This is a genomic window from Paenibacillus endoradicis (assembly GCF_024721975.1).
Window position 1 is genome coordinate 661,606 of record NZ_JANQBB010000001.1, and the last position, 13,388, is coordinate 674,993.

General features: G+C 36.7%; 14 protein-coding genes. All 14 read left to right on the forward strand.

Annotated features, from left to right (window positions below):
* The first annotated feature begins 21 nt into the window (after nt 1–21).
* The gene (locus tag NV377_RS02955; RefSeq protein ID WP_258199671.1) at nt 22–384 is read left to right on the forward strand and encodes a response regulator; all 363 of its coding nucleotides are present in this window, start codon (nt 22–24) and stop codon (nt 382–384) included.
* A gap of 16 nt (nt 385–400) precedes the next feature.
* Nucleotides 401–1,015 (forward strand): flagellar biosynthetic protein FliO, encoded by a 615-nt coding sequence (locus tag NV377_RS02960; protein WP_258199672.1) that lies wholly within the window; start codon nt 401–403, stop codon nt 1,013–1,015.
* A gap of 14 nt (nt 1,016–1,029) precedes the next feature.
* Nucleotides 1,030–1,785 (forward strand): flagellar type III secretion system pore protein FliP, encoded by a 756-nt coding sequence (gene fliP, locus NV377_RS02965; protein WP_258199673.1) that lies wholly within the window; start codon nt 1,030–1,032, stop codon nt 1,783–1,785.
* 21 nt (nt 1,786–1,806) lie between these two features.
* Nucleotides 1,807–2,076 carry a flagellar biosynthesis protein FliQ gene (gene fliQ / locus NV377_RS02970; protein WP_258199674.1) on the forward strand — a complete coding sequence of 90 codons (270 nt, stop codon included), beginning with the start codon at nt 1,807–1,809 and terminating at the stop codon, nt 2,074–2,076.
* Between the two features lie 12 nt (nt 2,077–2,088).
* On the forward strand, nt 2,089–2,880 hold the full coding sequence (fliR, locus tag NV377_RS02975) for a flagellar biosynthetic protein FliR (RefSeq protein WP_258199675.1): 792 nt from the start codon (nt 2,089–2,091) through the stop codon (nt 2,878–2,880).
* A gap of 15 nt (nt 2,881–2,895) precedes the next feature.
* A complete protein-coding gene (gene flhB / locus NV377_RS02980; protein ID WP_258199676.1) occupies nt 2,896–3,996 on the forward strand; it encodes a flagellar biosynthesis protein FlhB in 1,101 nt (366 codons plus the stop codon).
* A gap of 18 nt (nt 3,997–4,014) precedes the next feature.
* Nucleotides 4,015–6,045 (forward strand): flagellar biosynthesis protein FlhA, encoded by a 2,031-nt coding sequence (gene flhA / locus NV377_RS02985; RefSeq protein WP_258199677.1) that lies wholly within the window; start codon nt 4,015–4,017, stop codon nt 6,043–6,045.
* On the forward strand, nt 6,042–7,469 hold the full coding sequence (gene flhF, locus NV377_RS02990; RefSeq protein WP_258199678.1) for a flagellar biosynthesis GTPase FlhF: 1,428 nt from the start codon (nt 6,042–6,044) through the stop codon (nt 7,467–7,469). Before flhA ends, flhF begins: the two co-directional genes overlap by 4 nt.
* Nucleotides 7,462–8,328, forward strand: a complete 867-nt coding sequence (locus NV377_RS02995; protein ID WP_258199679.1) for a MinD/ParA family protein — start codon at nt 7,462–7,464, stop codon at nt 8,326–8,328. The genes flhF and NV377_RS02995 overlap by 8 nt, the downstream gene beginning before the upstream one ends.
* A gap of 23 nt (nt 8,329–8,351) precedes the next feature.
* Entirely contained in the window at nt 8,352–9,629 is a 1,278-nt protein-coding gene (locus tag NV377_RS03000; RefSeq protein ID WP_258199680.1) for a protein-glutamate methylesterase/protein-glutamine glutaminase, read from the forward strand.
* A gap of 40 nt (nt 9,630–9,669) precedes the next feature.
* On the forward strand, nt 9,670–11,736 hold the full coding sequence (locus tag NV377_RS03005) for a chemotaxis protein CheA (protein ID WP_258199681.1): 2,067 nt from the start codon (nt 9,670–9,672) through the stop codon (nt 11,734–11,736).
* Between the two features lie 75 nt (nt 11,737–11,811).
* On the forward strand, nt 11,812–12,273 hold the full coding sequence (locus NV377_RS03010; RefSeq protein WP_258199682.1) for a chemotaxis protein CheW: 462 nt from the start codon (nt 11,812–11,814) through the stop codon (nt 12,271–12,273).
* A gap of 3 nt (nt 12,274–12,276) precedes the next feature.
* On the forward strand, nt 12,277–12,897 hold the full coding sequence (locus tag NV377_RS03015) for a chemotaxis protein CheC (RefSeq protein ID WP_258199683.1): 621 nt from the start codon (nt 12,277–12,279) through the stop codon (nt 12,895–12,897).
* Nucleotides 12,894–13,388 (forward strand): chemotaxis protein CheD, encoded by a 495-nt coding sequence (locus NV377_RS03020; protein WP_258199684.1) that lies wholly within the window; start codon nt 12,894–12,896, stop codon nt 13,386–13,388. Before NV377_RS03015 ends, NV377_RS03020 begins: the two co-directional genes overlap by 4 nt.

Consider the following 13,388-nt stretch of genomic DNA (forward strand, 5'->3'; position numbering starts at 1 on the left):
TGATCTCTAGGAGGAAGAAACATGGCAAATCGTATTCTAATTGTTGATGATGCTGCATTTATGAGAATGATGATACGTGATATTTTAAGCAAAAATGGTTACGAAGTAGTAGGTGAAGCACCAGATGGTGCCCAAGCCATTGAAAAATTCAAAGAAGTAAAACCTGATCTAGTAACAATGGACATTACGATGCCTGAGATGGACGGTATATCTGCATTGAAAGAAATTCGTAAATTAGATCCAAATGCAAAAGTTATTATGTGTTCTGCGATGGGTCAACAAGCTATGGTTATTGACGCGATCCAAGCAGGAGCAAAAGACTTTATTGTAAAACCATTCCAAGCTGATCGTGTTATTGAAGCTATTAAAAAAACGCTTGGTTAATGAGAGAAGGCTTAACATGTTGAAGTTAGGTTGGAAAATAACTGCATTAACAACTTTACTTACAATGTCTCTTCCTTATATCGCTGTTGCTTCTGACGGTAACAGCGAGTTAGGAGTCGGCTTGAGTAGTGGAGTTGACAAAATGGATACCGGATTCGTAGGTGAAGTTATCTGGGTATTCGTCGCGCTTGCTATTGTAATAACTCTATTAATTTTCACAATAAAATTTCTTTCAAAGCGTAATCGTGCGTGGGGTACTGGGCGCGGTCTTCGTTCATTAGGTGGTATTAGTCTTGGTCAAAATTCTTCGATGCAAATTATTGAAATCGCTGATCGTATCTATGTTGTTGGGGTAGGTGACCAAGTAACTCTACTCGACAAAATAGATGATTCAGAGACAGTAGCGAAAATTATTCAAGATCTTGAATCGAAAGAACAACCGATGATTTCATTGGCAACGATGAAGGAATGGCTATCATCTAGTAAACGTTCGAAAACGGACTTCAAAGAAAATGAAACTAACATGTGGAATGAGTCTAGTTCTTTTGAAGACTTACTGCAAAGTAAGCTTGATAAACAAGCGGAACGTAAGCAGGAGTTAGAGTCACTTTTGAAAGATAATAATAAATGAATGGTTGATGGACAATGAAAAAAAAGTGGATGCTTATCGTACCGCTGTTACTGTTTCTATTACTAACGATGGTACCGTACGCTCACGCTGAAGCACTTCCTGATATCTCCATTAACGTTGGTGGTTCTGATGGTGAAAGTTCAGGTACAGGCACAGTAACGATACTTCTATTAATTACTGTATTGAGTATTGCACCTGCTATATTAGTTCTTATGACGAGTTTTACTAGAATTGTCATAGTACTAGGTTTCGTGAAAACCTCAATGGGTACAAGTACTGTACCTCCATCTCAAGTTTTAGTTGGTCTAGCAATGTTCCTAACTTTCTTTATCATGGCGCCAACATTTAATCAGATCAATGAAGTAGCACTGCAACCATATATCCAAGGTGATATTACGCAAGAACAAGCGCTTGAAGAGGCAGCTAAACCTATGAAAGAGTTTATGTTCAAGCATACTCGCGAGAAAGATTTGTTGTTATTTTTAGAATATACTCAAAGCGAGAAACCTGCTACTTATGATGATATACCAATTACAACTTTAATTCCCGCATATGCGATAAGCGAACTGAAAACTGCATTTCAGATGGGATTCATGATTTTTATTCCATTTCTCGTAATTGATATGATCGTAGCGAGTACGTTGATGGCGATGGGGATGATGATGTTACCTCCTATTATGATTTCATTACCATTTAAGATCTTATTATTTATATTAGTAGACGGTTGGTATCTGATCGTTCGATCATTACTACTAAGCTTTAGTCCATAAAGTTTGTGAGGAGGGAAGACATTGAGTGCAGACTTCATAATTGGTCTAGCAGGAGAAGCCGTATTCACTGTCTTGAAAGCATCCGCTCCCATGCTTGTGCTAGCATTAGTAACTGGATTAGTAGTGAGTGTCTTTCAGGCGACAACCCAAATTCAAGAACAGACGTTAGCGTTTGTACCGAAGATTGTAGCTGTTTTATTGTCTGTTATTGTCTTTGGACCATGGATACTGAATACGGTTGTTGACTTCACGTATACGATATTTAGCAATTTACACCAATATATCGGTTAGGCTGTGAATTCGATGACAGAAGTATTTATGAATGGAGTACCTATTTTTTTGCTTATATTTTGTCGAGTAACAGCTTTTTTCGTCGTATCACCTGTTTTTTCTCATAAAACGGTGCCGTCGATTTTTAAGATAGGACTAGGTTTTTTTATCTCAGTATTTATCTTTATGATGCATGCTGATAATCAGGTGATGGTTCTTGATATACAATATGTGTTGCTAATCATTCGTGAAGTATTAATAGGGTTAATGATGGGGTTCATTGTCTATTTATTCTTTGCATTAATGCATACAGCAGGTGGAATTATCGACATGCAGATTGGTTTTGCAATGGCGAATATTATTGATCCTGTTTCAGGAACGTCAGTTCCATTACTAGGTAATTTTAAGTATTTATTGATGTTAGTTTGTTTTCTAATGATGAATGGACATCACTACTTGCTATCTGGTCTAATGGATAGTTATCAGTGGATACCGATAGAAAACAATTGGTTCTCGAAAATGGCAGACGGCAGTATTGCTGAGTTTATTACAAATTCAGTAGTGCTTAGCATTATCATTGGTATTCAGATCGCAGTGCCTATCATGGTAGCTATGTTTATAACTGATGTTGGTTTAGGATTTTTAGCTAAAACAGCACCGCAATTCAATGTGTTCGTTATTGGTTTTCCAGTTAAAATCATGTTAGGTCTATTACTAATAATATTGATGTTACCTGGTATGAGTTTAATTTTTGAAAAAGTTTTCTCAATTATGTTTAACACTTTAGAACAATTTTTCGGAGTTGTTGGTGGTCCGCCTGCATAGATTGGAGGCAATTTCGTGCAAAAATATGCATTACATCTTGATTTACAACTATTCAATCAAGAGAAAACAGAAAAAGCTACTCCTAAGAAAGTTTCTGATGAACGTAAAAAAGGTCAAGTTGCTAAATCACAAGAATTACCGGCAGCACTAATTCTTACTTTAGTATTTGCATCATTTATGATGATTGGTGGATATTACAAAACGCATTTCATGAGATTATTCAATAATCTATTTGAAAATTGGTTGACGTTAGAATTAACTGCTGGCAATCTAGGTGATTTCTTTGTCTCTATTATGTTAGAAATATTGATTCTATTAGCACCAATTTTCGTAATTGTCATGTTAGTTGGAGTCATAGGAAACGTTGTACAGTTCGGTTTTCTTTTGACCGGTGAACCACTGCAACCAAAGTTTAGTAAGTTGAATCCGTTGGAAGGGTTCAAACGGATATTTTCAATGCGGAGCCTTGTTGAGTTTGCGAAGAGTTTACTTAAAGTTACGATTATTGGCGTGATGGTTTATACTATTATTTCCGGAGAATGGGTAACGATACAAGGATTAGCATTACAACCGCTAGATATCGTATTCGCTTATGCAGCTTCACTAGTAATTCGTCTAGGTATTACTATTGGTGCCATTCTAGTTGTGCTAGCATTACTAGATTTCATGTATCAGAAATATGAACATGCAAAAAGTTTGAAAATGTCTAAACAAGATATTAAAGAAGAACATAAAAAATCAGAAGGTGACCCTTTAATTAAAAGTAAAATTCGAGAGAAGCAATTAAGAATGGCAATTTCTCGTATGATGCAAGAAATTCCTAATGCTGATGTCGTCATAACAAACCCGACACACTTTGCTGTTGCACTAAAGTATGATTCTTCTAACATGGAGGCACCAAAAGTTATCGCTAAAGGAAAGGATCATCTCGCGCTCAAAATTCGTGAGGTTGCAAAGGAGCATGGTGTCATTACAATGGAAAATAAGCCGCTAGCTAGAGCACTGTACAGTCAAGCTGAGATAGGAGACTCTATACCAGCTGACTTATTCCAAGCTGTAGCTGAAGTATTGGCATATGTATATAAGCTTAAAGGTAACAAACAAAATCGGAAGTAACTAGGGGGTGGGACCATCATGAAGCTGAAAGAGCTCATTATTACTTGCGGTATCATAGGAATTATTCTCATGATGATCGTGCCAATCCCTACATTGCTTATTGACTTTCTTCTAATTGTGAATATTACGATAGCACTTACGATCTTACTAGTTGCGATGAATACGAAATCTGCTCTTGATTTTGCTATTTTCCCAGCAATACTTTTAGTTACAACAATATTTAGGCTAGCACTAAGTATTTCTACAACAAGAAGTATTCTTTCTAAGGCAGAGGGCGGAGAAGTAATTGAAACATTTGGTCAATGGGTAGGTGGAGGAGACGTAATTATAGGCTTTGTCGTCTTCTTAATTCTAGTAGTTGTTCAATTCATTGTTATTACTAAAGGTTCTGAGCGAGTTGCTGAGGTAGCAGCTAGATTTACGCTAGATGCAATGCCAGGTAAGCAGATGAGCATTGACGCCGACTTAAATTCAGGAATTATTAATGAATTTGAAGCGAAAGAACGTCGTTCTACTATTGAAAGAGAATCTAATTTCTTCGGAGCAATGGATGGTGCAAGTAAGTTCATTAAAGGTGATGCGATAGCAACGATTGTTATGATGATTATCAATCTAGTTGGTGGGTTTATTATTGGTATGGTGAACTGGGATTTATCTTTCGCTGAATCACTTAATAAATTTACGATCTTAACGATTGGTGATGGACTTGTTGCACAAATTCCAGCACTATTAATCTCTACTGCATCTGGTCTAATCGTTACTCGTTCTGCTTCTGATGGTAACCTTTCAGAAGATATCACTGCTCAATTATTCAAGTATCCGAAATTACTTTATGTTGCTGCTGGTACGATTGCGATGTTAGGTTTTACTCCGATCGGAATTATGCGTACATGGCCGTTTGCTATTGGAATTGCAATAGGTGCTTATCTAATTCAAACTTCTCAAAGTAAGAAAGCGGCACAAGATGAATTACTTGTGGAAGAACAGCAGATTGAAGAGGTACGAAGTCCAGAAAGTGTCATTAGTTTACTACAAGTTGATCCGATTGAATTTGAATTTGGTTATGGATTAATTCCATTAGCTGATACGCAACAAGGCGGAGATTTGTTAGATCGAATTATTATGATTCGCCGGCAATGTGCACTTGAATTAGGTTTAGTTGTTCCAGTCATACGAATAAGAGATAATATTCAACTTAAGCCCAATGAGTATGTGATTAAGATCAAAGGAAATACTGTTGCGCGCGGTGAGTTATTATTGAATCACTATTTAGCAATGAGTCCTGGCTTTGAAGATGATTCGATTCATGGCATTGAGACAACTGAGCCAGCATTCGGATTACCTGCCATCTGGATTGATGAGATGACCAAAGAACGTGCGGAGCTATCAGGTTATACAGTTGTTGATCCGCCATCTGTTGTTGCTACTCATTTGACAGAGATCGTTAAGCGCCACGCACATGAATTACTTGGTCGTCAAGAAACAAAAGCTCTTGTTGAAAATGTTAAGACGAATTATCCTGCACTTGTGGATGAACTAATTCCGAGTATTATGTCTTTGGGTGATGTTCAAAAAGTATTAACGAAACTATTGCAGGAAAAGGTATCTATTCGCGACCTAGTTACTATATTTGAAACACTTGCTGATTATGGTCAATATTCTAAAGATACAGATGTTTTAACAGAATATGTTCGTCAATCATTATCTCGTCAAATTACGTTGCAATATTCAACAGCTGGTCAATCATTGCGCGTCATTACTGTAGGCGCACAACTTGAAAAGAAACTTATCGATGCAGTTCAACAAAATGATCAAGGTAGTTACGTTTCACTTGATCCAGTGTCATCACAACAAATTTATCAGAGATTAACAGAACAAGTAAATCGTTTACTGCAATCTGGTCAGCAACCAATCGTACTTACTTCACCTACGATTCGAATGTATTTACGTCAAGTTGTTGCACGGACATTGCAAGATATTCCAATCTTATCATATAGTGAATTAGAGCCAAATGTAGAAGTCCAAAGCGTTGGGGTGGTTAATCTATGAGGGTAAAACGTTATGTAGTAGATACTTTGCCTGATGCCGTCTCTCTCATACGTGATGAGATGGGAAATGATGCAGTCATATTAGAAACGAAAGAGATCAAAATCGGTGGATTTCTAGGTATGTTTCAGAAGCGTAAAATAGAAGTAATGGCAGCAGTTGAGCCAAGCGCTCAAAAAAAACCGAAAAAAATAACTAGTGATCAAGTAGATTATGTTGTTGATCAAATATTAAAGGCTAGTCAACGTAATAAGGAATCAGCTATGGTGGAGGAAGATGAAGTTCGTACATCACCTTCACCAGTTACTCAAGCTAAAGCTAATGAAGCTTTAGCAATACGAAACAGTTCATCGTTCGCTTCCAAATTATATGGGGGACCCTCTCAAGTAGATTCTCCTGTACAACGAGAATCTACGAAGGAATCAATTCCCGCAAATTCATCACAGGGTGAAGTTACAACTTCTATGGAAGCTCTAGTAAAAACTGATGTACAACAATATCAGTCTCAGGAATTAGTGAAAGAGAAGTCTAATGATTTTTCACAAACGGAGCTCTTTATTGTAAATGAATTAAAAAGTCTACGTCATGAAATGCAACGGTTAGCATCTAATTCTAATGATACTCGATCCTTATCTCCAGCAGTTGAAGCAATTAAGCAAAGATTAGGAGAACAAGAAATATTCGAGCAGTGGATTGAAGTAATTAGCGATGAATTGTACGAACTAGAAATTCAAAATAATGAGTTATTATCTATCGATGCCGTTTGGGATTTTTCAAAACAAAAATTTCTTGAATGGCTTTCTCCATATCGATGTGCAGAAATCAATTCGAACTCTAGAGTTGTCCAATTTGTTGGCCCAACAGGAGTTGGCAAGACAACGACAATAGCAAAACTTTCTGCAAATTATTCAATTAAAGATGGTAAGAAGATGGGTCTAATTACAGCTGATACTTATCGTATTGCAGCTGTTGAACAATTGAGAACGTATGCTAATATTTTGAATATTCCTTTAGAAGTTGTATTTTCTCCTTTAGATTTGCAACGTGCTTTCGCACAATTAGAACAAGCAGAACTTATTTTCATGGACACTGCAGGTCGTAACTTTAAAAGTGATATTCATGTATCAGAAGTGAATAGTTTACTGCAAACGGATGAAGCTAGTGAAGCTATTCTCGTGCTTAGCCTGACAAGCAGAACTCAAGATATGAACGTTGTTGCAGAAAAATTTAGCAAATATGGCGTTAGAAAAGTTGTCTTTACGAAGCTTGATGAAGCCAATGTATATGGTTCTATTTTTAATATGATTATGATGTATGGGTTACAGCCACTATTCGTAACAAGTGGTCAAAATGTACCTGACGATATTGAAGCGTTTTCAATAGAGGGTTATATAGAACTATTGCTAGGAGATCCACATCATGAATGATCAAGCAGAAGCTTTACGACAACTAGTAAAACAGCATTCCGATACGCAAAATCAGAAGGAAACGAGATTTCTTTCTGTCACTAGTGGAAAAGGTGGAGTTGGTAAATCTAATTTCAGCTTAAATTTCAGCCTAGCCTTACAAAGGTTAGGGATGAAGGTATTGGTGCTAGATGCAGATATAGGGATGGCAAATATCGACGTACTTATGGGTACTTCATCAAAGTATAATCTGTACCACCTCATAAAAAACGAAAAAACTATTTGGGATATTATTAGTATAGGACCTGAAGGATTGCATTATATAGCAGGCGGTTCAGGATTATTAGAACTAGTAAGATTGACAGAACAAGAAATTGATCGTTTCGGTCGAGAAATATTAAAACTACAAGGTCAGTATGATTATATTATTTTTGATACTGGAGCAGGTCTTTCAAAAGAGACAGCGCAATTTATTACATCATCTGATGAAACGATTGTTGTTACAACTCCAGAGCCTACTTCCATAACTGATGCATATGCTTTAATTAAGATGGTCAATTCATTAGATTCAGATGTCAATTTTCGACTTGTTGTTAATCGATCAACTGATCGACAAGAAGGTGAAATGACAGCCAATAATATTAGTAATGTTACGAAGCGATTTCTTAATATTGATTTGCCAGTACTAGGTTACATTTCTGATGATGTTCACGTATCGAAATCTGTTAAGAAACAAATGCCTTTATTAATGTTATTTCCAGATTCAGAAGCCTCTAAAGGAATTATGTTAATAGCGAAAGATTTCTTGAATATACCACATAAAAGCAATTCTTCTGGTGTGAAAGGATTCTTACATAAACTATTTAGACGTACTAGATAATCCTTGAGAATGGAGGAACAGTGATGGACCCTTATCGTGTATTAGTCGTTGATGATTCAGCGTTTATGCGTAAAATAATAACCGATCTTATCGAAAAAGACTCCCAATTTAAGGTTATCGGGACCGCTGTTAATGGTATTGAGGCTGTTGCTAGTGTAGAGAGACTCAATCCAGATGTCATTACATTAGACCTAGAAATGCCACTTATGAACGGAATAGATGCGCTACAGCACATTTTGAAAAAACATAAACTTCCAATCATCATGTTATCTGGAATAAGTGAAGCCAACACTCGTGATACAATAAAGGCTTTGCAATTTGGAGCATTTGATTTTATTCGGAAACCAACTAGTGTAGGGGCTCAGTCACAAGATATTAATTCTGTTGGAGATATGATACTGGAAAAGCTAAAAATCGCAGTACTGACCCGCAGAAAATCAAATGTATTCAAATCAGTAACTGAAACAACAAAGGGAAGTATTAATTTATTACAAAATCGTACAGAAACAGCGTCAAATCTATTAAAAAATGATAAAATTGGTAATATACAAAATAGTAACTCACTAGCAACTAGTAAGTCGAATATAATAGAAAAGAAAACAAAGCCAATTGTTAAAAAGGCTACCTCTGAAACACCTCTTAAATCAATGATAACACCTAATATTAATGTTAATAAGTTGGGTGCTAATGATGTGGTTTCACAGGTTCGCAAAAAGGATCAAACTATTACGCAAATTGTCGCAATTGGAACATCTACAGGTGGTCCTAGAGCATTACACGAGGTCATAAGTGCATTACCAGGGACATTAAGAGCTCCTGTTGTAATTGTTCAACATATGCCACCAAGGTTTACCAAGTCTTTGGCTCAAAGACTTGATAGTTTTAGTGAACTGTCGGTTATGGAAGCAAGTCAAGGTATGAAATTGGAAAACGGTAATGCTTATGTTGCTCCAGGTGGCTATCATATGGAAATTGTGATGGTTAACCATCATTACGAGATTAATCTTACTAGTGCACCAGCCAGAAATGGTCATAGGCCCTCTGTTGATACATTATTTGATTCTTTACTTCCATTTTATGAATTAGAGAGACATATTGTCATTATGACAGGTATGGGAAGTGATGGTGCTCAAGGGATGAAACAACTCTTTGATCAAGGCGTTACTTCGACTATTGCGGAAGCAGAAGAAAGTTGCATCGTGTATGGCATGCCTAGGTCAGCAGTAGAACTAGGCGTAGCGAATAAGGTGCTTCCATTAATACAGATTGCACCTGAAATTATTAATGTAGTAATGAGATAGGCTCCAAAGTGCGGTACAAACTAATAGGAGGTGTCATGTAATGGATATGAATGCTTATTTATCAATGTTTATTGACGAATCGAATGATCACCTGCAGGCGCTAAATGATAACTTAATGAAGTTAGAGAATGATCCAGAAGATATCTCAATTGTCCAAGATATTTTCCGTTCTGCTCATACGCTAAAAGGGATGTCTGCAACAATGGGGTATGAAGATCTCGCTTCGTTAACTCATGAGATGGAAAATGTCCTTGATCTGGTTCGTAACAATAAACTAAAAATGGACAGTTTTATTTTTGACACTTTATTCAAAGGTTTAGATGCACTTGAAACGATGGTGCAAGATATCGTTGAAGGTGGAACAGGGAAAGCAGACGTATCTGCAATCGTAGCTGATCTAGTGAAAATCGTCAAAGGTGACTATACAACGGATACAGCGGCATCAACAACTGCTACAGCTAGTTCCGCATCAGCAAAAACGAATAATAGTGGTGCTATTTTAGATCAGTTTCAATCTTCAGTATTGAAGCAATCTATTGAAAGTGGGCATCAAGTATTTTATGTGAAAATTACGCTAACTGAGAGTTGCGTATTGAAAGCAGCACGTTCTTATATGGTATTCGATGTATTAGAAAGTTCTGGCGAGATCGTAAAATCTGAACCATCTGTTGAAGAATTGGAGCAAGAAAAGTTTGATAGATCATTTACAGTATTCACAATTTCTCAAATAAGCTCAGATGAAATTGTATCTAAAATTAATAAGATTTCAGAAATTGAGAGCGTAGAAGTATCTGTGTTAGATGAAGATTCGCTTGCATCACTTTCATATTCTGATACACCTACTAGTAAAAATGCTGCATCTGAATCTACTGAAGTAACTTCTAGTAAAGCTAGTACTCCTGTAGTACAAATAGATGATAAAAAGAATGTAAAACAAGTATCTCAAGCTGCTGTAGCTAATCGTACAATTCGAGTTGATATTGATAGATTAGATTCCTTAATGAACTTATTTAGCGAAATGTTAATTGACCGTGTACGCTTGGAACAATTAGCTAGTGAAATTAAACGTAATGATTTGTCAGAAACGATAGAGCATATGGCACGTGTTAGCTCTGATTTGCAAAATATTGTATTGAAATTAAGAATGGTTCCTGTAGATACAGTGTTCAACCGATTCCCTCGTATGATCCGTGATCTTGCTAAATCATTGGATAAAAAGATTGATCTTGTCATTACTGGGGCTGAGACGGAGCTTGATCGCACTGTTATTGATGAAATTGGAGACCCGCTTGTCCATCTATTACGAAACTCAGTAGACCACGGTATTGAAACGATTAGTGAACGTATTGCAGCCGGTAAGTCTGAAACTGGGACGGTACACTTACGCGCATTCCATAGTGGAAATCACGTGTTTATCGAAGTTGAAGAAGATGGTAAAGGGATTAACAAAGATAAAATATTGGAAAAAGCAATTAGTAAAGGTATTGTAAAACCAGAAGAGGTTAGCAAACTTACTGATGATGAGATTCATATGTTAATTTTTGCAGCAGGCTTCAGTACTGCTGATGTAATTTCAGATATTTCTGGTCGTGGTGTAGGTCTGGATGTTGTACGTACAAAAATAACTTCCCTTGGTGGTAATGTTGCGGTTACTTCTGTACAAGGCAAAGGAACTAAGTTCTCAGTACAGCTACCGCTAACGCTTTCTATTATTTCGGCGATGCTTATTAAGTTAGGAGACGAAAAATATGCTGTTCCACTTAGCTCAATCGTGGAAACAGCGATCATTCCTAAAACTAGCGTTTTAAGTGTTCATGGTAATTCAATGATTAAGTTCAGAAATGCCGTTATTCCACTTATATCTCTATCAAATCTGTTTGATTCTACTAGCTTCAATGAGCAACTAGAAGACGAACATGAGATTATTGTCATCCACAAAGGTGAGAAATGGGCTGCAATTATTATTGATGAATTTATAGGACAAAGCGAAATTGTATTGAAGTCACTGGGCAAATATATGAAGAACGTTAAAGGTATTTCAGGAGCTACTATTCTTGGTGATGGTCAAGTTGCATTAATTATTGATCCAAACGCTTTAATTAAATAAGTATAGACTTCCGATGCTACTTTTCATTATTGAGAAGTATATCGAGAATTATGAAAAGTTTTAGGAGGGGTTAGTATGGCTGAGGAATTGAAAGTAATCGTATTTGGACTAGGTAATGAAGAGTATGGAATCGAGGTAGACAAAGTAAAAACGATTGAAAGAATGTCCCCAATCACTAGAGTTCCGAAAACACCATCATTCATCAAAGGTGTAATCAATCTACGTGGAATTGTTGTTCCTGTTCTTAACTTAAGTGGTCGTTTCAATCTTCCCGAAACAGAAGCTACAGAGCATACTCGTATTATCGTTGTCGTTGTTAATGAGATGGAAGTTGGATTTATTGTAGATGCTGCCAATGACGTTATTGATATTGATACTAGCACGATTGATTCACCGCCAGATATTGTTGGTGGCATTCAAGCTAAATACTTAGATGGTATTGCTAAAATAGGCGATGATAGACTGCTTATTATGTTGAATCTATCCGAAGTTTTGAATCGTTCAGAGCTTGTTCAACTAGAACAGATAGAGGTGTAATCATTGACTAATTTTAACCGGTTTGAAGCGTTTGAACTTGATGTATTGAAGGAAGTAGGCAATATAGGAGCAGGTAATGCAGCTACAGCCTTGTCTACGTTATTGAACAAGCCGGTAGATATGTCGGTTCCAAGTGTAAGGCTTATGCCTTTTGAAGAAATAGCTGAACGTGTAGGTGGTTCTGAACAAGTCGTCGTTGCTGTGTTTTTACGAGTTGAGGGTGATGTTCCTAGTAATATGTTCTTTATTATTCACGAGGAATATGCTCAACAATTAATGAAGCAGCTTATCCCACTACAGCATGTCGATGATGGTATTTATTCTGAAATGGAATTATCAGTTTTATGTGAAATTGGTAATATACTTGCTGGATCTTATCTGTCATCCTTAGCAGATTTCACAAAACTTTCTATGATGCCATCTGTTCCAGTTGTCGCTCATGATATGGCAGGAGCTATTCTAAGCTACGGCATTATGCATTATGGTCAGATGGGTGATTCAGCTTTACTTATCGAGACAAAATTTATTGAAGATTGTAATACAATTGAAGGTCAATTCTTTCTAATACCTGATCCAGATTCGTTCCAAAAAATCTTTCAAGCTCTAGGGGTAGGTAGTCCATGATAAGCGATAAACTAATCAAAGTTGGTATGGCAGATTTGAATATCGCTACTAATGGTGAGGTGTTAAAAACTACTGGACTCGGTTCATGTGTTGGGTTAACCCTATATGATCCGAGAAAGCATATCGCGGGAATGGCGCATGTTATGTTGCCTTCCTCAAGTATTGCTAGAGAAAATCCAATTAACCTTGCGAAATATTCGGATACTGCAATTCCTAGATTAATTGAGCGATTATTAGAAAATGGTGCAAGTATGAGTGCGCTCCAAGCGAAAATGGCTGGAGGCTCTCAAATGTTTACTTTACCTGGACAGAACGATACGTTAAGAATTGGCCCTCGTAATGTGGAATCTTGCTTAATGTTACTAGAGGAATATAAAATTCCATTACTGGCACAGGATACTGGTGGTAATTTTGGTCGAACGATTGAAATCAGCAGTGATAACGGTATTCTATCAGTTCGTAGTGTTCAGTTTGGAACAAAGGAGCTTTAA